This is a genomic window from Lentzea sp. NPDC051838 (genome assembly GCF_040681245.1).
Classification (GTDB): domain Bacteria; phylum Actinomycetota; class Actinomycetes; order Mycobacteriales; family Pseudonocardiaceae; genus Lentzea.
Map to the genome: position 1 here is coordinate 309,801 of NZ_JBFAYI010000002.1, position 21,886 is coordinate 331,686.

Annotated in this window: 20 protein-coding genes; 7 read left to right on the plus strand and 13 right to left on the minus strand. The window is 69.2% G+C overall.

All coding sequences use genetic code 11. From position 1 onward, the window contains the following. Window position 1: 1 nt before the first annotated feature. The 12 genes from AB0M24_RS07365 to AB0M24_RS07420 are packed head-to-tail and all read right to left on the minus strand — an operon-like array spanning window position 2 to window position 10,844. Window positions 2-1,213, minus strand: coding sequence for an acyl-CoA dehydrogenase family protein (locus AB0M24_RS07365; RefSeq protein WP_363762159.1), 1,212 nt, complete (start codon window positions 1,211-1,213; stop codon window positions 2-4). Then, window positions 1,210-2,451 carry an aspartate aminotransferase family protein gene (locus tag AB0M24_RS07370; protein ID WP_363762161.1) on the minus strand — a complete coding sequence of 414 codons (1,242 nt, stop codon included), beginning with the start codon at window positions 2,449-2,451 and terminating at the stop codon, window positions 1,210-1,212. Before AB0M24_RS07370 ends, AB0M24_RS07365 begins: the two co-directional genes overlap by 4 nt. Next, a complete protein-coding gene (locus AB0M24_RS07375) occupies window positions 2,448-2,888 on the minus strand; it encodes an SRPBCC family protein (protein ID WP_363762163.1) in 441 nt (146 codons plus the stop codon). The genes AB0M24_RS07370 and AB0M24_RS07375 overlap by 4 nt, the downstream gene beginning before the upstream one ends. Further along, on the minus strand, window positions 2,885-3,523 hold the full coding sequence (locus tag AB0M24_RS07380; RefSeq protein WP_363762165.1) for a phosphatase PAP2 family protein: 639 nt from the start codon (window positions 3,521-3,523) through the stop codon (window positions 2,885-2,887). The genes AB0M24_RS07375 and AB0M24_RS07380 overlap by 4 nt, the downstream gene beginning before the upstream one ends. After that, window positions 3,520-4,521 (minus strand): hypothetical protein, encoded by a 1,002-nt coding sequence (locus AB0M24_RS07385; protein WP_363762167.1) that lies wholly within the window; start codon window positions 4,519-4,521, stop codon window positions 3,520-3,522. The genes AB0M24_RS07380 and AB0M24_RS07385 overlap by 4 nt, the downstream gene beginning before the upstream one ends. Beyond that, the gene (gene fbaA, locus AB0M24_RS07390; RefSeq protein ID WP_363762169.1) at window positions 4,518-5,549 is read right to left on the minus strand and encodes a class II fructose-bisphosphate aldolase; all 1,032 of its coding nucleotides are present in this window, start codon (window positions 5,547-5,549) and stop codon (window positions 4,518-4,520) included. Before fbaA ends, AB0M24_RS07385 begins: the two co-directional genes overlap by 4 nt. Continuing rightward, window positions 5,537-6,301: a hypothetical protein gene (locus tag AB0M24_RS07395; protein ID WP_363762171.1), complete on the minus strand. Its 765-nt coding sequence runs from the start codon at window positions 6,299-6,301 to the stop codon at window positions 5,537-5,539. The genes fbaA and AB0M24_RS07395 overlap by 13 nt, the downstream gene beginning before the upstream one ends. Further along, a complete protein-coding gene (locus AB0M24_RS07400; protein WP_363762173.1) occupies window positions 6,298-7,149 on the minus strand; it encodes a hypothetical protein in 852 nt (283 codons plus the stop codon). Before AB0M24_RS07400 ends, AB0M24_RS07395 begins: the two co-directional genes overlap by 4 nt. After that, the gene (locus AB0M24_RS07405; protein WP_363762175.1) at window positions 7,146-8,054 is read right to left on the minus strand and encodes a nucleoside-diphosphate kinase; all 909 of its coding nucleotides are present in this window, start codon (window positions 8,052-8,054) and stop codon (window positions 7,146-7,148) included. The genes AB0M24_RS07400 and AB0M24_RS07405 overlap by 4 nt, the downstream gene beginning before the upstream one ends. Continuing rightward, a complete protein-coding gene (locus tag AB0M24_RS07410; protein ID WP_363762177.1) occupies window positions 8,051-9,409 on the minus strand; it encodes an MFS transporter in 1,359 nt (452 codons plus the stop codon). The genes AB0M24_RS07405 and AB0M24_RS07410 overlap by 4 nt, the downstream gene beginning before the upstream one ends. Further along, on the minus strand, window positions 9,400-9,885 hold the full coding sequence (locus AB0M24_RS07415; RefSeq protein WP_363762179.1) for a hypothetical protein: 486 nt from the start codon (window positions 9,883-9,885) through the stop codon (window positions 9,400-9,402). Before AB0M24_RS07415 ends, AB0M24_RS07410 begins: the two co-directional genes overlap by 10 nt. Continuing rightward, complete coding sequence (locus AB0M24_RS07420; protein ID WP_363762181.1) at window positions 9,882-10,844, minus strand: hypothetical protein; 963 nt, start codon at window positions 10,842-10,844, stop codon at window positions 9,882-9,884. The genes AB0M24_RS07415 and AB0M24_RS07420 overlap by 4 nt, the downstream gene beginning before the upstream one ends. A 323-nt stretch (window positions 10,845-11,167) precedes the next feature. On the opposite strand from AB0M24_RS07420, the gene AB0M24_RS07425 reads away from it, so the two are divergent. Beyond that, entirely contained in the window at window positions 11,168-12,715 is a 1,548-nt protein-coding gene (locus AB0M24_RS07425) for a serine hydrolase domain-containing protein (protein WP_363762183.1), read from the plus strand. Window positions 12,716-12,798: 83 nt separating this feature from the next. Here the strand turns inward: AB0M24_RS07425 and AB0M24_RS07430 are convergent, their stop codons facing one another. Beyond that, entirely contained in the window at window positions 12,799-13,809 is a 1,011-nt protein-coding gene (locus AB0M24_RS07430; protein ID WP_363762185.1) for a LacI family DNA-binding transcriptional regulator, read from the minus strand. A gap of 180 nt (window positions 13,810-13,989) precedes the next feature. On the opposite strand from AB0M24_RS07430, the gene AB0M24_RS07435 reads away from it, so the two are divergent. The 6 genes from AB0M24_RS07435 to AB0M24_RS07460 are packed head-to-tail and all read left to right on the plus strand — an operon-like array spanning window position 13,990 to window position 21,881. Then, window positions 13,990-15,780, plus strand: a complete 1,791-nt coding sequence (locus AB0M24_RS07435) for a beta-L-arabinofuranosidase domain-containing protein (RefSeq protein ID WP_363762187.1) — start codon at window positions 13,990-13,992, stop codon at window positions 15,778-15,780. 33 nt (window positions 15,781-15,813) lie between these two features. Further along, a complete protein-coding gene (locus AB0M24_RS07440) occupies window positions 15,814-17,040 on the plus strand; it encodes a sugar ABC transporter substrate-binding protein (RefSeq protein ID WP_363763033.1) in 1,227 nt (408 codons plus the stop codon). 3 nt (window positions 17,041-17,043) lie between these two features. Next, window positions 17,044-17,838 (plus strand): sugar ABC transporter permease, encoded by a 795-nt coding sequence (locus tag AB0M24_RS07445; RefSeq protein ID WP_363762189.1) that lies wholly within the window; start codon window positions 17,044-17,046, stop codon window positions 17,836-17,838. Further along, window positions 17,835-18,623: a carbohydrate ABC transporter permease gene (locus tag AB0M24_RS07450; protein WP_363762191.1), complete on the plus strand. Its 789-nt coding sequence runs from the start codon at window positions 17,835-17,837 to the stop codon at window positions 18,621-18,623. The genes AB0M24_RS07445 and AB0M24_RS07450 overlap by 4 nt, the downstream gene beginning before the upstream one ends. A 4-nt stretch (window positions 18,624-18,627) precedes the next feature. Next, complete coding sequence (locus tag AB0M24_RS07455; protein WP_363762193.1) at window positions 18,628-19,449, plus strand: hypothetical protein; 822 nt, start codon at window positions 18,628-18,630, stop codon at window positions 19,447-19,449. After that, complete coding sequence (locus tag AB0M24_RS07460) at window positions 19,449-21,881, plus strand: beta-L-arabinofuranosidase domain-containing protein (protein WP_363762195.1); 2,433 nt, start codon at window positions 19,449-19,451, stop codon at window positions 21,879-21,881. The genes AB0M24_RS07455 and AB0M24_RS07460 overlap by 1 nt, the downstream gene beginning before the upstream one ends. Window positions 21,882-21,886: the final 5 nt, after the last annotated feature.

Genomic DNA, 21,886 nt, shown 5'->3' on the forward strand with positions numbered 1-21,886 from the left:
TTCACTCCTCTCCCGCCGCCGCACGCAGCAGCGGTGCTTGCTCGTCGAGATCCAGCGACGCGGGCAGGCCCAGCGCACGACGTGCGAGGAACTGCCTCGTCGCGGCAGGGGTGGGTGGGTGGAACCGGACGGCCTGCGCGTCGCGCCAGAACCGTTCGAACCCCGCGCCACGGGCATAGCTCACGCCACCCGCGGCCTCGGCCAGCACCTCCAGCAACCGCGGCACCACCCGGATCGCCTGCTGCTTCACCGCCAGCGCGGCGCCGAGCAGGTCCTCCGGTGCGGCTCCGGCGTCCATCCGGGCCGCCACGTGGGCACAGCCCGCCTCCAGCTGCAGCAGGTCGGCCACCGGATCACCCAGCACCGCCTGGTAGCTCGGCAACTCTGCGCGGGTGCTGCCGAGATGCGCGATGCGTCCGCCGCGCAGCAGGGCCCCTCCCAGCTCGAGGGCGGACTGGGCGAGCCCGAGGTAGCAGGCCGTCGAGGTGAGCGCGAACCAGACGATGCCCGCCGCGAGCACGTCGTCCTGCTCGTTTCCCGCGGCAGCGCGGTAGAACACGAGGTCGTCGGGAATCTCGCAGTCCTCCAGGACCAGCGTGTCCGACGCCGATCCGCGCATGCCGAGGGCGTCCCAGTCGGGCACGACGGAGAGTCCCGGCGCGGTGGTCGGCAGCAACGCGACCAGCACCTCGTCGCCTGTCTGCACCTGCAGGCAGACCAGGTCCGCCTGGCCTGCCAGCGAGCACGGGCGTTTGCGCCCTGTCACCCGCCAGCCGTCGCCGACCTGCTCGGCCTGCAGCGTCGACCGCGTCGCCGAGCCGCCGAGTCCCGGTTCGGCGAACGCGGAGGCGAGCAGCCGGTTCTGCGTGGCGATGGCCTCCATGAGCAACCACGACGTGTCCGTGCGCCGGCGCCAGTGCTCGACCATCAGGCCGGTCGAGAACAGGTGCATGTTCACCGCGATCGCCAGCCCCGGATCGGCCGCGCCGAGTGCGCGCTGGGCGGCGCAGCACCGCACGAGCCCGGCGCCCTTGCCGTGGAACAGCTCGGGAATCGCGAGTCCCGGCCAGTCGATCTCCTTGAGCAGGTCGAGGCTCGCCACGGGTGGTTTGCCGTCGTGGTCGGCGTCCCGGCCCCACTCGGCGATGCGTCGCAACGAGTCATCGGGGAACACGTCGTCCACCGCGGGCCAGATACCGGTGAACAGGCTCATGCCGGCACCCCCTGCGCGATCCTCGCCGCTACGACAGCGTCCTCGAGCGCGGCGAGTGCTGTCGCCACGTCGGCATCGGACGCGACCAGCGGTGGCAGCAGTCGCAGGGTCTCCGGCCTGCTCAGGCACGGGGACACCAGCAGACCGCGTTCGGCGAGGCCGAGCTGCACCTCACCGGCCAGGTCGGGAGTGCGGAAGTCCACGCCCCACAACAGACCCCGGCCGCGAACCTCGGTGACCACGTCGGGATGCCGGTCCCGCACGGCCGTCAGCCCGCTCAGCATCCGTTGCGACAGTGTGGTTCCGCGCGCCGCCGAGGTCTCCTCGATCGCTTCGAGCGCGGCCGGGACCGCGGCGACGCACAACGGCTGCCCGCCGAACGTGGCAGTGTGCCGGAACGGATCCTCCAGCAGCGGCCGGTACAGCTCGTCCGAGCACACCGCGGCCGACAGCGGTACGACACCACCGCCGAGCGGCTTGCCGAGCAGCACCGCGTCGACCGGCAGTCCGGCGGCCAGCGCCACGGACACCTCGCCGCACCGGCGAAGTCCCACCTGGATCTCGTCCGCGATCACGAACGCACCCGCGGCCTTCGCGTCGGCACACCACTGCCGCACCACGTCCTCGTCGAGAATCCGCACCCCGTTCTCGCCCTGGATCGGCTCGAACACCAGTGCCGCAAGGGGTTCGGTCAGGCGTGCCACGGCGTGCGGATCGCCGGGGTCGAGGTGCACGGTGCCGCCCAGCACGGACTCCAGCCCGTCGCGGAACCGGTGGTGGTGCGTGAGTGCCAACGCTCCCAACGACTTGCCGTGGTAGCCACCGGCCACGGCCGCGATCGTGGTGCGTCCGGTGGCGAGCCGGGCCAGCTTCGTCGCCGCCTCCACCGCGTCCGCGCCGTTGGTGCCGAAGCAGACCCTCGGCAGTCCGCCGCCGAGATGACGCACGAGAGCCTCGGCCGCCTCGGCCGCCACGGGGTTCGCCAGCGACCGCGTCGACGTGGGCAGCACGTCGAGCTGTGCCCGCACGGCGTCGACGACGGCCGCGTTGCGGTGGCCCAGCAGTGTCACCGCGTAGGAACCGAAGTCCAGCATCGTGCGGCCGTCGGACAACGTGACGGTGGCCCCGGACGCCGACACCTCCACCGCGCCGCGGCCGGCGAACTTGCCGGCCAGACCGAGCGCGGGGGAGAAGTGCCGGTGGATGCGCCGGAACGTGCCGCGCGCGTCGATCGTCACGACGCGGCTCCGGCACGCACGCTCAACTGGCGCAGGATGGCCTTGGAGTTGTCCTCCAGCGCCCGTGCCGCGACGGGGTTGAGCATCTCCGACATCAGCGGGATGCCGATGTCGAACTCGACGTGCAGCTCCACCACGGTGTCCTGGCCCTCGGTGCTGATCTGCCAGTACCCGGTGAAGTACGCGAGGTCGCCCTCGGTCTGGTGGAACTCCAGCCGGTGCCGCTCGTGGTCGACGACCTCGGCCTCGTCCCACTCCAGCTCGGAACCCTTGAGCAGCACGGCCCAGCGGCTGGAGCGCTGCCCGCCGTTGTCGTCGAGGATCTTCACCGACACCACCTCGTCCATGTAGGACGGGAAGGCCTCGCAGTCGAGCAGCACCTCCCAGACCTTCTCGACGGGTTCGGTCGTCACGTGGCGGGTGGTCACGGTCGTCATGCGTTCGCCTTTTCTGTTGCGGGAGTGAGGGCACGCCACCACGGGTGGGTGGCCGCGCCGGCGAGCAGTGCGCTGCCCGACGCCAGCAACACGCCGCCCAGCACGTCGGTCGGCCAGTGCGCGGCGAGCGAGAGCCGGCTGACCCCGACCACCGCGACGGTGGTGGCGCCGGTGGCGACGAGTGCGCGGCGGCCGTTCGTGCCGAGATGGGGCCACAGCGCGACGCCGAGCACGAGAGCCGACGACGTCGCCGTGGTGACGTGACCGCTCGGGAACGAGTTGTCGGTGCTGTCGACCAACCGGCCCGCCGGGCGCTCGCGCTCGATCACCCGGCGCAGCACGATGGCGACGTTGGGCGCGGCCGTGGCCAGCCCGACCGCGGTCGCCCGTCCCCAGTCACGGGTGCACAGCAACGCGATCGCCGTGCCACCACCGCAGATGAGGCCCACCCAGTGGTCGCCGGCGCGGGTCAACGTCCGCATGCCCGACACCCAGCCGGGATTCGCGGTGCCGAACCGGTGCGCGGTCTCGGCCAGGCGTGCCTCGGCCGGGTGCACGCGCCGGGTGACCGCGCCCGCGAGCGCCGCCAGCCCGCCGAGTGTGGCCGCCGCGCCGAGCACGAGTGCTGTCCTCACCTGATCATCAGCCCTTCGCCGCGCAGCCACCGGCGCCGCCCGGTCTCGGGGATGGCGGTGATCGCGTCCGGCAGGTCGTGCTGGATGTAGTGGCTGCCGACCAGCACGGTGGCCCAGTCGTCGATTCGCGCGCCGCACGTGTGCAGCGCCGTGCGGAAGTCCGTCCAGTCAAGAACTCCGCCGTTCACCGCCGCGTCCAGCGACTCCAGCGCCCGCCCGGCCGCTGACGCCGTGCGAGCCCGGCGCACCAGGTCCTCGCGCACGGCGGCGACGGCGGGCTCGATCCGCAGGCTCACCGGCTCGGTGTCCGCCTCGATCTTCTCCAGATCAGCGGACAGGTCGACGGCCCGCGGCGCGTCCAGTGCCCGCCCGAGTGCGCGGTACACCCGGCGCAGCCCGTCCTCGTCGAAGATCACGCCGAGCTCGCGGACGATGTCGGCCGGTTCGTCCGGGCAGTGCACCTGCACCATGACCCGGTTCGGCGCGCCGATCCGTTCGCGCAGATGCCATTCCTCGCGGTCGACCGGGAACGCCGAGCCCTTGAGCCTCGTCAGCCTCGGTGCGGCCGGGATCTCCAGCGGGTCGGTGGTGTCCAGGAAGAACACCGTCATCGCGGGCGTGCGGTAGTGCACCAGGTCGCTGACCGCGATCCGGTCGAGCGTCGCCACGTTCCACTGGTGGCGCCACAGCTCCCGCGTGGTGGACCGGTTGTACCAGAACGTCTCCGCGTGCACGGGCAGGAACCCGTTGTCCCGCATGTAGTCCAGCACCGCGTGCTCGTTGCGGGCCAGCACCGCGTCCGGCTTCAGCGTGAGGATCGCGAGGCGCTGGAACAGTTCCAGGGCGCGGTCGCCGAGCACGTCGACGGCCGCGCGCCAGCTCTCCCGGAACCAGATCTCGTTGCGGTGCAGCTCGAACTTCAGCGGCACCGTGGTCAACGCCTGCCAGGTGCCCTCCTGTTCAAGCCGGTCGACCTGAGGGCAGAGAACGACGCTCATGCGACACCCACCATCGTGGTGCCCGCCGAGTTGAGGTCCTCGCACGCCTTCGTGACGCGCGCGGCCATGCTCGTCTCGGCCTTCTCCAGGTACGCCCGCGGGTCGAACACCTTCTTGCTGCCCATGCGGCCGTCGACGTGCATCACCTGGGCGTAGTTGGTGAACATGTAGTCGGCGATCGCGCGGGTGAACGCGTACTGGGTGTCCGTGTCGACGTTCATCTTCACCACGCCGTGCGACACCGCGGCGGCGATGTCCTCGGAGCTGGAACCGGAACCGCCGTGGAAGACGAGGTCCAGCGGCTTGTCCCGGCCGATCTCCCGCCCGACGGCGTCCTGCAGCCGGCCGAGGACCTCGGGCCGCAGCTTGACGTTGCCCGGCTGGTACACGCCGTGGACGTTGCCGAACGCCGCCGCCACCAGGTAGCGGCCGTACTCGCCGCTGCCCAGCCTCCGGACGGTGCGCAGGGCGTCCTCCTCGGTGGAGTAGAGCTTCTCGCCGACCTCACCGGTGACGCCCTCCTCCTCGCCGCCGACGACGCCGATCTCCATCTCCAGCAACGCCTTGGCCTTGTCGCACGCGGCGAGCAGGTCCTCGGCGATGGTGAGGTTGCGGTCCAGCGGCAGCGCTGAGCCGTCCCACATGTACGACTGGAAGTACGGTTCGCAGCCCTGCGCCACGCGTTCGTGCGACGCGGCGATCAACGGCCGCAGGAACGAGTCGAGGTCCTCCTCACCGCAGTGGTCCGTGTGCAGCACGATGTTCACCGGGTACTTCGCGGCGACGGCTCGCGCGTAGTCGGCGAAGGCCGTCGCGCCGAGAATCCGATCCTTCAGGTAGCTGCCCGACCAGAACTCCGTGCTGCGGACGGTCAGCTGGATGATCCCGTCACTGCCCGCGTCGGCGAACCCCTTCAGCGCGGCGTGCAGCGCCACCGAGCTGCGGACGTTGATCGCCGGGTAGGCGAACCCCTTGGTCCGCGCACGGTCCAGCATTTCGCCGTACTCGTCCATTGTCACGATGGGCATGTCGTGTGCTCCTCCCCCTGGAGTGTGTGAAAGTGCTTGCGCAGAAAGCGAAAGGTCGCGTCGGGACCCGGTGTGTCCGCGCGGACGACCGGGAACCCCTCCGCTGACGGGTACGTGGTGCCGGCGCAGAAGACCGTGGCACCGCGGAACTCCCGCTGAAGCAGGTCGGTGTCGGCCTCACCGTCGCCGAACGCGTCACCCGCGATCACGACCCGGCTCGTGCCACCGAGCCGTGCGGCCACGTCGCGCGCGGCGGTGGCCTTGGTCGACTTCGGGAGGGTGATGTCGATCGACTTCCTCCCGGCCGCGCGCACCAGCAGCTCCGGCAGCGCGTTCGACAGTGCGCCGACCACCGCCGGCCGTCGGTGCTCCAGTCCTGGCAACGCGACGGTCACCTGGCTTTCGCGGTCCTCGACGGTCACCGCTGTGCCGAGACTTCGCACGGCCGCGTGCACGGTCGGCCGATGTGGCGCGAACTCCGCGCTGTGGTCGTACAGGTAGTGCGCGTGGAGGTCGGCGTCGAGCCGGAACCCGCTACCGCCTCCGTTGGCGTACAACAGCATCCTGCCTCGATGGCGAGGTGCGATGACGGCGCCGAACCTGGTGGTCAGGTCCCGCACCGACGACCCGGTCACCACCGCGACGACGACACCGGCGTCGATCAGGCTCTCGATGAACGCGGCGCGGTCCGGTGGCAGCGGTTCGTGCAGCCCGGTCAGCGTCCGGTCCAGATCGGACAGGAGCAGGTTCATGCGGGCACGCTGTCCCACAACGGCTTCGCGGACCGCCGCGCGATCGCGGCGAGTCGTTCGAAGCGCGGCGCGGCGGTCGTCGCGATGAACTCGTTGCGCTGAGCCGGATCCGGCAGGTCGCGGATCTCCTGCCAGATGGACCTTCCGGCGACGAAACCAGAACATCCCGCCGCACAAGCCAGGTCGAGAGCACGTTCGAACGACGTGAAGTCGGCGCCACCGGACAACATCGCCCACGGGCGGTCCACGATCGCGGCCACCTCGCCGACGAGGTCCGCACCGGGGAACTCGACCTTGAAGACGTCGGCGTTCACGTCGGCGAGCAGCTCCAGCGCGCGGAGGCCGAGCAGACCTCGATCCGGTGCGTCGGCGGGCACGATCGGTTCGAACAGGAACACGACGTCGTGCTCGACGCACTCGTCGGCGACCCGCAGCGCCAGTTCCCTGCTCGCCGCAACGCTTTCCGGCACTTGTGGGTCGATCTGCACGAGCAGCTTCACTCCGGACGCGCCCAGCTGTGCCGCTTGTGCCACCGACCAGCCTGAGCGCAGCTCGCTCACCGCGTAGCCGTCGCGCTGGGCGAAGCCGGGCCGTTCCAGGGTGAAGATCAGCCCGGCGGCGCCGTGGTCGAGCCCGATGCCGTAGTCGGGGTCGAGCAGAGCCCCGCTGGCCCACGGCCGGAACGTGTCGAGCAGGTGCTGCTTGAGCCCGCGGACACCGTCGTGCCCGAGGATTCCGCCGTAGAACGCGGCGAACGACCTGCGGTGGTCGAGCGCGGCGATCGTGAGGACGCCGGCGTCGCTGAGCGCTCGCAGCCCGCGCGTCTTTCCCGGGTGGTGCTCGGTCATGCTCGGGACTCCTCTCGGTCCGCGGCGGTGCGGACGGTCCGGAGGTGCCGGACGAGACCGGGCAGCTCCGCCGTCGTCAGGTAGGTGGCGAACACGACGAACGCGAACCCGTTGGCCAGCAGGGCATCCCGTGCCGCGATGCGCTCGTGCAGCTCGCCCCAACGGTTGGTCCAGCTCGCCGGGTCGGCGGCCGCGGCGAGCACGTCCGCCGCGATTTCGCCGCAGTGCCGCGCGAGGTGCCGGGTGGCGCTGTCCAGATCGGCACCGACCCCGTCGGTGCGCACGGGCACGTTGGTGACCACGCGTTCGACAGGAGGCAACTCGGCGTCGAGCAACAGCGCTCGTTCGGCCGCGTCGAACAGCACGGCGAGCTCGCGGAACAGGTCGGCCGGCTCGTCCGGCGAGTGCACGAAGTTGAGGTACGCGTTGTGGTTGCCGAGCAGTTCGCGCAGTTCGCCTGTCGAGCGCTTGGCCGGCTTCGCGGGGCCTTTTCCGGCCGCGAGGCGTTGTGTGGCGGGTTCGTCGTGCGTGGTCGCGGAGCGCAGCAACAGGAACAGCGAGTCGGACTGCGCGAAAAGCAGGTCGACGACGTCCTTGTGCTGCCGGGTGACCGCGTTCCAGTGGTAGCGCCACAACCTGCGCAGAGTGTGCCGGTTCGTGCGCACCTCGCGTGCCGCCACCACGTGCCATTCGTTGGCGCGCAACCAGCCGAGGATCGCCGGCAGCTTGCCCAGCAGCAGTGCCTCCGGCTTCACCAGGAGGTAGCTGTGCGTGCGGCCGTAGGCTTCGAGATCCCGGCCCAGCAACCGTTCGCCGTCCTGCCAGCCCTCGACGAAGTACGTGTCGTCGGCGAACAGCGTGGCCTTCGCGGGCAGTGCGGTGGACCAGGCGGGTGGCGTGATCATGACGCGCCTCGCAGCCGCCGTGCCAGCGTTGCCGTCGCCGCCATGCCCAGCGCGAAGACGATCGTGACCCACTCGGCGGCACGCGCGGTGGACGGTCCGGTCACCGCGGTGGTCGCGATGACGAGACCACCGGCCGCGACCATCAGCGCGTTGCCGATGGAGTCGGTGATCCGCATGGCCGCGGAGGCCGCGCCGCGCTCGTGCTCCGGCGCCGTCTCCAGCACGAACAGGTTCAGCCCTGTGATCGCGACGCCGAGCCCGAGCCCCGCGACGAGCCAGCCCGCGTAGGCGAGTACCACCGGCAGATCCGGGTCGAGGCCCAGCGCGGTGATCAGCATCCCGGCGGCGAGGGCGGCGAGGCTGACCGCCATCCTCGTCGACACGGGGATCCGCGTGAGCTGTTGCCGGCTCTGCAGCAGGCCGCCGAGGCTGAACCCCACGACGCCGCAGGACAACGCCAGTCCCGCGCCGACGGCCGAGTAGCCCCTGCCCTCGCTGAGCGCCAGCGGCAGCAGGTACTGCGCGCCGGAGAAGAACCCGCCGACGAAGCCGCGCAACAGGATCCCGGTGGGCAGGCCGCGGGCGAACCGGAACGTGCCGGCCGGCACAAGCGGTCGCACACCGAACGCGATGGCGAGCAACGCGCCCGCGAGCACCGGCCACGTCCAGGACTCGGGGAAGAGCCGCAGACAGGACACCGCGACCACACCGGCCGCGAGCACCAGAGCGGCGAGCAACCGCACGGCGACGGGTTCGACCGACTCCCTGCGCACGCTCGTCCGCTGCACCACGAGCAACGTGGGCAGGACGACCACGAGCGCGGCCAGCTCCACCACCGGCACGCTGAGGAACACCGACCGCCACGTCCAGGCCGCGCTCATCAGTCCACCGGCGACCGGCCCGAGCAGACCGGGAACGGCCCAGGCGCTGGCCATCGCCGCGAACATCCCGGTGCGCTGCTGTTCCGAGTAGCACTGGGCGACCAGCACGTACACCGACACGGTCACCAAACCGCTGCCGACGCCCTGGACAAAGCGGCCGACGAGGAACCAGCCGAAGTCGCCGGCGACTCCGGCGAGCACGAGGCCCAGGACGTGTGCGGTGGCACCACCGAGGAACGACCGGACGGGACCGAGCGTGTCGCACACCCGTGCGCCGGCCACCAACGCCACCAGTTCGGCGAGCGTGAACACGGCGAACGCCAACGCGTACACCGAACGCCCGCCGATGTCCGTGGTGATCGCCGGCATCAGCGCCGCGGTCGCGGTCGTGACGAACGAGGCGACCGCGACCGTCGCCATCAACGCCCCGGTGAGCACCGGGAGCCGGACTCCCTCGACGACGCTCACAGCCACGCCATCCAGTCGATCGGTGGCAGCCCGATGCTCTTGCGCAACGCCTCGAGGTCCGCCCCGATCCGCACGCTGGGGAAGTAGCCCTTGACCGTCCGGATCGTCGGCAGCTTGACCGGAAGCCCGGCCTCGAGCTCGTCCGCCGCTTCTCGCGCGGACCGTTGTGCCGCTTGGGCATCCTCTTCGCCTGCCGTGTAACTCACCGGCAGCGCGCGCAACCGTTGTGCGACGTCGCCGTCGTCGAGGCACACCAACAGATCCAGCTCGCCCTCAGCGCAGCGTCCCTGCAATCCGTTGAGCACCAAGTGACACAGGAAGACCGAGCGCAACGCCGCCGAGCTCGACTCGACGGCCGTGGGCCAGTCGCCCTCGGCGATCGCCGCGTCGATGTCACCGAGCGAGCTCTGCACGTCGTTGATGAAGACCAGAGCGGCAGGCGCCGCCCGCGAGGCGAGCCACAGCGCGTCGTGCGATTTCATCGGGAAACCAGCTCCTCGCTCAGCAGAACGTCGTCCACCTCGACGCGCACGACACCCGCGCGCAGCAGTTCGACCAGCTCCAGGGGCTCCACCGCGCCCACCACCTCGGCGAACGACCCATCGGTGATCGGCTCGCGTTCGACGATCCGGCCGTGCCTGGTCCGGATGAACCGCTGGCGCCCGATCCGCTGCACCTCGGCACCGGGATCGTTGCGAATCACCGTGGCGCGCAACGGATCCACCGCAGGCACCCCGAGCAGCGCGACCTCTCGCACCAGCCTCTCGACCGACCGGACCTCGCCGGCCGCACCGACCAGTGCGGGCTCCAACCCGGCCGCCCGAATCCGCGACGGCAACCACTTGTCCCCGATCGGCGGCCATCCCCGCACCGTGCAGGCGAGATCGAGCAGCCCGCGCCCGCACAACCGCCAGGCGTGCCCGGCGTCCAGCCCGGCCAACCCGACCAGCTCGGCAACAGCGGCCGCCCCGACGAGCCTGGTCAACGCGAACCGCAGCAGATGCGGCCGAATCAACCCGTGCTGCGCCTCGTCGAACAACGGCGTCTCACCGAACAACGGCAGCGCGGTCGTCCACCGGATCAGCCGCGTCCTCGTCCGCCGCTCCAGCCGCCGTCCGGTGGAAATCGCCCCGGCCGGGGTGTCCACGACATCGGCGTCCAGCCCACCCAGCACCTCGAGGTGCACGCCGGCCGGAAAGTGCTCGATGTCGACCGGCACGTCCCCGACGAAGCACAGGAACGGCGGAGCGGCCCGTTCGAGCTCGGGCACGAAGAGATGAACGTCGACGTCGCTGCCCCGGTTGCCGAACCCCTGCGCGAGCGATCCGACCAGGTACGGCCGACCGGCTTCCAGAACACTTCCGCCGACCTCGACAATGTCGTCGACGGTGAGGCCAACCCTTTTCAGGGCAGCACAAACAGAACTGCGCTCGGCGTTCAAAACTTCCCCCAGGTAGTTAACTCCGCCCTTCTTCGAAGTTAACAGGGCGTGGAAGGTGCTGCAGTCGACCGGATTAAACGTGAGACAGGTCACATTCGACCTGAAATGGCCTCGTCTTGGCCGTCCCTGCGCTAATCGCGCGTACGTGGAATCGATTCGCCGTCGATCGTTCTTGAAATCGTGTGGTTTGTTGCAAGAAACGGAGTCGGAAATGTTCTTGCCGCAAATGGATCCCAGGTGCAACTGAGCCACCCGCTCCCGCGCTTTCGGTAGCGTTGGCCGGGGCGACGTTTCGTGACCTCGGTCGAGGAGTTGGTGGGCAGATGTCCGATGAGGTGCTCCAGGTGCCACTCCACAAGGAGCTGGACGCGCTGTTCGGCCAGCACACGGCGGCCGGGCACTCGCGCGCGTTGGTCTACGGCATCACCGACCAGGACGGGCTGGCGCACACGGCCGGCTTCGGAGCGGTCGACGAGCAGGACCGCCTCCCCGACGCCGACGTGGTGTTCCCGATCGCGTCGATGACGAAGAGCTTCATCGCCTGCGCGGTGTTGATCGCCCGCGACCAGGGCAAACTGTCCCTGCACGACCCGATCACCAAGTACGTCCCCGAGTTCGTCCTCGTCGACGGCCAGGAGGACGTCCCCACGATCGAGATGCTCCTGGGCATGTGCGGCGGCCTGACCGAGGACAACTCCTGGGTGGACCCGTTCATCAACACGCCCACCGAGAACCTCCTGGCCCTGGTGTCCAAGGGAGTTCGCCTGAGCCACCTGCCAGGCGCGGTCTTCGAGTACTCCAACCTCGGGTTCACCCTGGCCGGCCTGGCCCTCAGCCGTGCGGTGGGCCGCCCCCTGGCGGAGTTCGTGACCGACGAACTGCTCCGCCCGCTGGGCCTGACCTCCACGTTCTGCGACACGGCCGTGCCCGACCACCTTCAGCGCGCCGTCGGCTACTCCCTCGACACAGAGGGAAACTGGATCGCCTACCCGCCACAGACCTCGGACGCGTTCCTGGCCGCAGGCGGCCTGGTGAGCACGGTGCGAGACCTGGCGCGCTGGATCACCTGGCTGGGCTCCGCCTTCCGGCCGGCGCAACCCGAGGACCGCCCGGTGCTGAGCCGCTTGTCCCGAAGGGACCTCCAGCGGGTGCGCGTCTTCACAGCACCATCGCTGAGCCTGACCGGCATCGGCCAAGCCAGGCTGAGCTCCAGCGGATACGCCCTGGGCCTGGGCGTGACGACCGACCTGCACCGCGGCACGGTCATCTCCCACACCGGCGGACTCCCCGGCTTCTGGCTGGTAATGGCCTGGCATCCAGAATCGGGCCGCGGCGCGGTCGTCCTGACCAACGGCAACCGCGGCAACCCGGGCGCGCTTTGCATCGAGGCGCTAGGACGGCTGCTGAACCACCACCAGACCCCCGCGGCCACCGCCACCCTCTGGCCGGAAACCGTCTCACTCCACCATCAGGCCGACGCGCTGGTCCGGAACTGGGACGATTCCCTGGCCGCCCAAATCTTCGCCTCGAACATCGACTTCGACCGCCCGCTCGCACACCGCCGCGAGGACCTCGCCCGACTCGTGGCCGAAGTGGGCCCCCTGCGCGACTCCTGCCCGTCCACCGTCGTCTCCGCCACCAGCGCCGCCGACATCACCTGGTCGGTCCCCGGCGAGCGAGGGGAACTGCTGTGCATGATCCACCTGACTCCGGTGGAACCAGCGCGCATTCAGGAGTTCGTCGTGAAAGCCGTCCCGGCCGGCCGCCCGCGATCGGCCGGCGCAACGGACATCTCGCTACAACGCCGTTTCGGGGACGCCTATCTCACCCCGGCGGCAAACGTTCGCGTCTGCTTTCCCGATCCCGAATAGGTGCGCCCTTTTGCGCATCGAAATCCAGCCCGGAAGGACAAGCCGCCGGGCTGGGTAATTGCGCCGATCGCGGGTCCTGAGAATCATGCCGTGGACTCGCGCACCACCAATCGGCACGGTTGTCGGGCGACTCCGGACGTTGGACTACCTCCGAGTGCTGCCAACAGGTGCGTGACGGCTGTTGTGCCGAGCTGCTGGAGGTTGAGGTCGATCGTGGTGAGCGGCGGACGGCAGTCCGAGGCGAAGATCTCCCAGTTGTCGTAGCCGACGATCGCGACGTCGTCCGGTATGCGTCGGCCGAGTTCGGTGAGCGTCTGCGTGACACCGCTGGCGATCTGGTCGTTGCCGCAGAAGATCGCGTCGACCTCGGGCGCGGTGGCGAGCAGGAGACGGGCGGCGTGCCTGCCCCAGCGCTGTGACCACTCGCCGTGCAGCGGCTCTTTTCCGACGAGCGCAAGGCCGTGCGAGTCCAGGACGGTGCGCACGGTGGCAGCGCGGTCGCGGGCGGCGCGATAGGACTGCGGGCCGGTGATGTGGGCGATGTGTTTGCGGCGCAACGTGATCAGGTGCTCGACAGCGAGCTTGGCGCCGCCTTCGTCGTCGGAGACCAGGCTGAGGTCGGCGGGGTTGGTCGAGCGGCAGTAGACGTACACGGCGGGGACCGGGATGTCCGCGGTCAGCGAGGTGCGGACGTCGTTGCTGTCGCCGACGATGATGAACCCGTCGACCTGGCGGGCGAGCAGGGTGCGGATGTAGTGGTTGCGGCGGATGGCGTCGCCGCGGGTGTCGCACAGCAGTACGGACATTTCCTGGTCTGACAACGCGTTTTCGGCGCCGAGCAGGATCGGGATGGCGAACCGGCCGTCGAACTCGTCGGTGAGCAGCCCGATCGCCCGTGTCCGGCCCGCCACCAGGCCCTGCGCCAGGAGGTTGGGCTGGAAGGAAAGTTCGGCCGCAGCGCGCAGCACGCGGGCTCTGGTGGCCGCCGCGACCTCGTCCCGGTCGTTGATCGCCTTGGACGCGGTGGCGATCGACACGCCCGCCCGCTTCGCCACGTCCCCGAGTGTCACCGCTTCCGACCGTCGTCTGCCCATCGAAAACCTTTCGAGTTGAATTCGACTGCTCATTCGACGATTTGTGCTCCTGATGGCGCATTGTCGAAATCGTTTTCGGACACCAGAGTGCGTTGTGTGGCTCAGATGCGCAACACTCAGTTGATCCGCGGTCCGGTGGTTCCGTCCCGCGGCCCTCTCCGTCCATTGGGGACGGACGAGGTGCGTGTCGTTGGCGGGTTTTGGGCTGAGCGGCAACGGGTCAACGGTGAGGAGACGCTCGGCCACGCGCTGCACTGGATGGACCGGCTCGGGTGGACCACCAATTTCACCGTCGCCGCCAGCGGTGCTGAATCACGTGAGCGGAAAGGGCGGGAGTTCTCGGATTCGGAGGTCTACAAAATCGTCGAGGCGATGTCGTGGGAACACGGCAGATCCCCGAACGACGGCCTGAACACCCGAATCGACGCGCTCATTGCCACGTTCGCCGCGGCTCAGGCGGACGACGGCTATCTCCACACGGCGTTCGGCAGGGCCCGGCAGCGGCCGCGCTACAGCGATCTGGCTTGGGGCCACGAACTCTATTGCACCGGTCACCTTCTGCAGGCTGCGGTCGCCCGTACGAGGGTGGCGGGCGAAGGGCAGTTGTTGGAGGTCGCCCGGCGCGCAGCCGACCACGTCTGCGCGGTTTTCGGGCCGGACAGCACGGGCGTCTGCGGGCACCCGGAGATCGAGACCGCGCTGGTGGAGCTCGCCCGGCTGACCGGGGAGCAGCGTTATCTCGACCAGGCGGCGTTGTTCGTGGATCGCCGCGGCCACCGCACCCTGCCCGCGCACGAGTTCGGTTGGTCTTACTTCAGCGACGACGTCCCGGTGCGCAAGGCGACAGTCCTTCGCGGGCATGCGGTGCGCGCGCTGTACCTGGCGTGCGGTGCGGTTGACGTTGCGGTCGAGACCGGTGACGACGACCTGCTGGAAGCGGTGGCAGCGCAGTTCGACCGCACGTGGGCGCGGCGCACGCACCTCACCGGCGGGATGGGGTCACGGCATCAGGACGAGGCGTTCGGTGAGGACTTCGTGCTGCCCGCGGACCGGGCGTACGCGGAGACCTGTGCCGGGGTCGCCACCGTGATGCTGGCGCACCGGCTGTTGCTCGCCACCGGCGACAACCGCTACGCCGACGTCACAGAACGAGTCCTGCACAACGTGATCGCGACGGCGATCGGTGACGACGGCCGGGACTTCTTCTACGCCAACACGTTGCACCAGCGCATTCCGGCGCAGGCCAACGGTGGCGGTGAGCGGCTCGACGTGGGTGGCGGGCTCCGGGCGCCGTGGTTCGAGGTGTCGTGCTGCCTGCCGAACCTCGCCCGGCTGGTCGCGAGCCTCTCGTCGTACCTCGTCACCGCCGACGACACCGGGCTTCGCCTGCACCAGTACACCGACTACGACGTCGACACCGGCCTCACCGGGCTGCAGGTGCGCACGTCCTATCCGGACGACGGAAACGTGGCCGTGCGGGTGACCAGGAGCGGCGGCAACCCTTGGTCGATCACCCTGCGCGTTCCCGACTGGGCGACCGGTGCGGTGCTCGTCCTCGACGACGAGCGCCGCCCGGTTGCACCAGGCGAAGTCGTGCTGACCCAGGAATGGGCGGCGGGGCAGGAGATCACGCTGGAGCTACCCATGCGGCCGCGGTTCACCTGGCCGGACCCGCGCATCGACGCGGTGCGGGGGTGCGTTGCGGTGGAACGAGGTCCGCTCGTGTTGTGCGCTGAGTCATTGGGGGAGAACGACCTCGACACGCTGAGAGTCTGCACCGCCGACGATCCGGTGGAAGACGGGGACGGCGCGGTGGTGCACGCGCGGTTCGAGGAGCCTCTGGAGTCGTCGTGGCCGTACGGCGCACCGACCACCAGACTCGGCGCGCCTGTTCCGGTGCACCTCACGCCCTACCACCGCTGGGCTCGCCGCGGCCCCTCGACGATGCGGATCTGGTTGCCCACCACGTAGGACCCACGTCTCAAAGGAGAGACCGTGAAAGCGATGCTCGCGGCAGTCTCGCTCGTCCTGGCCACCGCGGCCTGCGCGGAGGCGCCCGGCGACGGGCCGACGACCCTCACGCTGTGGACGCGTGCCGCGACCGAGTCGGTGTCGAAGGCCTACGCCGACGCCTACAACGCCGGGCACCGCGACAAGATCGAGGTCACCGCGTACCCCAACGAGGAGTACCCGGCGAAGCTCGCCTCGGCCGCGGGTGCGAAGTCGTTGCCGGACCTCTTCGCCGCCGACGTGGTGTTCGCACCGCAGTACGCCGCGCAGGGACTGTGGTCTGACGTCTCCGACCAGTTCAAGTCCTTGCCGTTCAAGGACTCCGTAGCCCCCTCCCACGTCCGTGCGGGCACGTGGGAGGGCCACAACTTCGCGGTGCCGCACACGATCGACCTGTCGGTGCTGCTGTACAACAAGGACCTCTACGCCAAGGCCGGTCTCGACCCGGAGAAGCCACCACGCACGCTGACCGAGTTCGCCGAGCACGCTCGCAAGATCGACCGGCTCGGCGGTGACGTCGAGGGCACGTACTTCGGCGGCAACTGCGGCGGATGTATCGAGTTCACGCTGTGGCCGTCGGTCTGGGCAGCGGGCGGGGACGTCCTGGACGCCGACGGCAAGAACGCGCGCGTCGACTCACCCGAGATGGCCGGGGTGTTCGCGCTGTACCGCGAGCTCTACGACCAGGGCGTAGCGGCCCCGGGGTCGAAGGGCGAGGCGGGACCGACGTGGCTCGGCGCGCTGCAGGACGGGAAGGTCGGCATCGCGCCCGGCCCGTCGGTGTGGCTCGACGCCATCGAGGGCAAGGGCGTGAAGATGGGACTGGCGCCGATTCCCGGCCTCACCGGCGGCGAGTCGACCTTCGTCGGAGGCGACGCCATCGGCATCGGTGCGACGAGCTCGAAGTCCGCGCAGGCGTGGAACTTCCTGGCCTGGACGATGTCGGACGAAGCCCAGGTCGAGGTCATCGCGAAGCGCAAGGGCGTGCCGGTCAGGACCGACCTCGCGGCGAACAAGTACTCGTCGGCCGATCCACGGCTCGTCACCGCGAACGGGCTGGTGGCCAAGGGGAAGACGCCGTACGCGCGCAACTTCAACGCCACGTTCAACGACCCGCAGGGGCCGTGGCTGACCACCGTGCGCGGCGCGTTGTTCGGTGACGCGTCGGCGGCGCTGATGGCGGGCAACGAGGCGATCACCAAGTCGTTGCGGCAGGAGTGACCGGTGCGCAGGCGGGCGGTCAGCGGAGCCCTCTACGCCACACCCGCGGCGGTGCTGGTGGTGTTGTTCTTCGTGGTTCCGTTGCTGCTCGTCGGCTGGATGTCGCTGCACCGCTGGCCGTTGCTCGGCAAGCCCCGGTTGAACGCGCCGGCCAACTACACCGCGATCGGTGAGAACGCCCTGTTGCACGACGCGGTCTGGTTCACGTTGAAGTACACAGTGCTGATCACGGTGTCGCTGTTCGCCTTGGCGTTCGGGCTCGCGTTGCTGGTGCAGAACCGGCGGCCGGGTGTCGGGTTCTTCCGCACCGCGTTCTTCCTGCCGATGGCGGTGGGGTTCGCGAGCGCTTCGCTGCTGTTCCTCGGCTTGCTGCGCAGTGACAGCCCGGCGCTGGGAGAAGCCGTGCTGCTGGTGCTGTGGCGGTTCGCGGGCTTCAACATGCTCATCCTGCTGACCGGGCTGCAGGCCATCCCGCTCGACGTCTACGAGGCCGCGCGGATCGACGGCGCGACCAGGTGGCAGCTGTTCAGCCGGATCACCGTGCCGTTGCTGCGGCCGACCATCGCGCTGGTGCTCACGATGATGATCACCGGATCGCTGCTCGCGTTCGACCAGTTCTGGATCCTGACGCGCGGAGGCCCGGACAACAGCACCACGTCGGTCGTCATGGTGATCTACCGGGAGGCGTTCATCCGGCTCGACCTCGGTTCGGCGGCGGGGATCTCGGTGGTGCTGCTGGTGCTGCTCGCTCTGGTCAGCTCGGTTCAGTTGGCCGTTCTGCGCCGGAGGTCGGCATGAGGACCTCCTACTACGTCACGGGCACGGCGCTCGCGATCCTGTTCCTGTTCCCGCTGGTGTGGAGCGGGTGGGCGTCGGTGCGCACGGACACCGGGTTCGGCTTGGAGAACTACGCGCGGCTGTTCAACTCCGCCAACGGGATCCGTGCGGTGCACGTGCTCAACAGTGTGATCGTGAGCGCATTGACGGTCACGGGCACGCTCGTCGTGTCCACTTTGGCCGGTTATGCGTTCGGCAGGTTCAAGTTCCCCGGCCGCGAGATGCTGTTCCTGCTCACGTTGGCGATCCTGATGGTGCCGTACGCGACGATCCTGATCGCGCTGTACGTGCTGCTCGGCTGGCTCGGGCTGGAGGACTCGCTGATCGGGCTGAGCCTGGTGCTGATCGTCTTTCAGCTGCCGTTCTCGGTCTTCATGATGCGCAACAGCTTCGAGGCCGTGCCGGTCGAGCTGGAGGAGTCCGCTCGCGTGGACGGGTGTTCGAGCTTCGGCACGCTGGTGCGGATCATGCTGCCCGCCGTGCGGCCCGGTCTGGTCACCGTGGGGCTGTTCGCCTTCCTCAGCTCGTGGAGCGAGTTCTTCGCTCCCTTGATCCTGCTCAACTCCACCGGCAAGTTCACCGCGATTCTCGCCGTGGTCAACATGCGCACCGCGAGTCACGGCTCGATCGACTACGCCGCGCTGGAGGCGGGCGTGGTGTTCATGGCGGTGCCCTGCCTGGTGCTCTTCGCGTTCCTGCAACGCAGCTACGTCCGGGGGTTCACCTCGGGCGCCCTCAAAGGCTGAGGAGATGATCCGAATGTGGAAGGGATTCGTGGCCGCTCTGTTCGCGGCGGTGATGGCAGTGGGCGTGGCGGCGCCTGCGAGAGCGGACACGTGGAACCCGCCCGCGAACCTGGTGACCCCGTTGAACCAGGTGTGGCAGCACGTGGAGAGCACCTACGGCGGTCTCTACGGCTTCCGCAACTACGGCTGGGACCAGCTCTTCGTCAACAAGGGATACCTGAACTTCTGCGTGCGCTGGGACTCGCCCCAGCCGGTGACCGCGCAGCAACGCGACGCCGTGCACGCTCAGCTCGCCCGTCAGTACAAGAAGTGGATGGACGCGATGGCGGGCCACAACAACTTCCCGTACGCGTCGGTGCCTATCAAGGTCGTCGGCTGGGCGGTGCGCGATCGGAACCAGTTGAAGTGGAACGACAACTCCGTCGACATCTACGTCAACGACATCCGGGAGAACGCACCGCAGTGCGCCGAGGGCTGCGGCAGGTTCTTCAACCGGGGTGGCACGTATCCGCGGTGTCCTGGTGGCGTCGCGCGGCACTACGACCAGTCCCTGTGGCTCACGGCCGGCTTCGGCGGCGGCGCCGGCGGTGACTGGGGACAGCGGATCGGCAGCGAGTACTACATGAACAACCTGAACTCGTCCGACGTGCACATCCTGCTGCACGAGATAGGCCACACGTTCGGGCTGGACGACTTCTACGACTGGACGCCCAGCGGCGTCGACCGGTTCATCATGAAGGCCGGCAGCTCCACGGTGATCACCGAGTTCGACAAGTGGATGCTGCGCGACTTCTGGCGGCACCTGAAGAACCGGTACGGCTTCTGATGGGCCTCCTCCCTCGACGCACTGTGTTGCGTGCGGGCGCGTTCGCCGTTGCGGCGACGGCGTTGCCCGCACGCGCGCTCGCCGCGGCCCGCCCCGACTTCGGGGTGTCCGCCGAGCTCCTCCCGCTCGGATCGGTGTCCCTGCTGCCGGGGCCGTTCCGCGACAACACCCTCCGCACCCACGCCTACCTGAAGTTCCTCGATCCCGAACGCCTGCTGCACATGTTCCGGCTCAACGTGGGGCTCAACTCGTCTGCTGTCCCTTGTGGAGGGTGGGAGTCGCCGACCACCGAGCTGCGTGGGCACTCGACCGGCCACGTGCTGTCGGCGCTGGCCCAGGCCTACGCGAGCACCGGTGACACCGCGTTCAAGGCCAAGGGCGACCACCTCGTGGCCCAGCTGGCGATCTGCCAGGACCGGGCCACGACGGCGGGGTTCACGGCGGGCTACCTCTCGGCGTTCCCGGAGAGCTTCATCGTCCGGGTCGAGACCGGCCAGCAGGTGTGGGCGCCCTACTACACCCTGCACAAGATCTTTGCCGGGTTGCTCGACATGCACCTGCTGGCGGGCAACGCGCAGGCCCTGACGGTGCTGAACCGCATGGCGGCCTGGGCGGGGACGCGCAACGGCAGGCTGACCTACGCGCAACGCCAGAGCATGTTGCGCACGGAGTTCGGCGGCATGAACGAGGTGCTGGCCAACCTCTACCAGCTCACCGGCGATCCGCAGCACCTCACCACCGCCCAGTACTTCGACCACGCGGAGATCTTCGACCCGCTGGCGCAGAACAGGGACGCGCTGAACGGCTACCACGCCAACACCCAGATCCCGAAGGCGATCGGGGCGATCCGCGAGTACCACGCGACCGGCACGTCCAGGTACCGCGACATCGCGAGCAACTTCTGGGAGTTCGTCGTCGGCACGCACAGCTATGCGATCGGCGGCAACTCCAACGGCGAGTACTTCAAGGCACCCGGCCGGATCGCGTCCGAACTGTCCGACAACACCTGCGAATCCTGCAACTCCTACAACATGCTGAAGCTCACCGCGCAGTTGTTCCGCGGCAATCCCTCTGACGCGCGGTACTTCGACTTCTACGAGAAGACGCTCTACAACCACCTGCTGGGCGCGCAGAACCCGAACTCGTCGCACGGTCACCACAGCTACTACACGCCGTTGCGACCTGGCGGCATCCGCACGTACAGCAACGACTACAACGACTTCACCTGCTGCCACGGCACCGGGATGGAGACCAACACCTGCCACACCGGCCGCATCTACGCGCAGTCAGGCACCGCCTTGTACGTCAACCTGTTCATCGCCTCCACGTTGAACTGGCGCGGGTTCACCGTGCGGCAGGAGACGTCGTTCCCCGAGTCGGAGTCGACGAAACTGACGATCACCGGGTCCGGGACGATCGACCTGCGCGTGCGGATTCCCTCGTGGGCGGCGCGTGCGCAGATCCGGCTCAACGGAGTGCTGCAGGATCCGGTCACCGCTGGTTCCTACGCACGGCTCAACCGGGTGTGGTCGAGCGGTGACGTGGTGGAGATCAGCCTGCCGATGGTGTTGCACCGCGAGTCCACTCCGGACAACCGCGCGGTGCAGGCGGTGCGGTACGGGCCGATCGTGCTGGCCGGTGCGTACGGCACGAACAACCTCTCGTCGATGCCCACGCTGCAACCGTCGTCGATCCGCGCAACCTCGACACCGCTGCAGTACACGGCCACGGCGAGCACAGGTCAGGTGACGTTGATTCCGTTCTACAAGGTCCATGGGCAGCGTTACACCGTCTACTGGACGGTCGCCGCGGAGACGCCACCGTTCATCGCGCACTACCCGTTCGACGGCAACACCAGCGACGCCACGGGCAACGGCCTGACCGCCGCGCTCGCGGGTGGTGCCGGGTGGACGACCGGCCGGACCGGGGGAGCGGTCGACCTGGCCGGTTCCGGCGCGCACGTGGTGCTGCCGTCGGGCCTGCTTGCTGGAGCCACGGCGTTCAGCGTCGCCACCTGGGTGCGGCTGGACACCGTGACCACCTGGTCTCGCGTGTTCGACTTCGGCAACGGCACCGACGTGTACGCCTTCCTCACCCCGCTCAGCTCAGCTGGCGGTGCGAGGTTCGCGATCACCAGTGGCGGCGCGGGCGCGGAGCAGCAGATCAACGCGTCGGCGGCGTTGCCTCAAGGCGTGTGGACGCACGTCGCCGTGACCCAGAGCGGTGATCTCGGCGTCCTGTATGTCAACGGTCTCGAGGTCGCGCGCAACTCGGCGATGACGTCGAGGGTTGCCAACACCTCGCAGAACTGGATCGGGCGGTCGCAGTACGCGAACGACCCCTATCTCGACGGCGCCGTGGACTCGTTCCGCGTCTACGGCCGCGCCCTCACCGCCGCAGAGGTCGCGAACCTCCACTCCACTGGTGCATAAGGAGG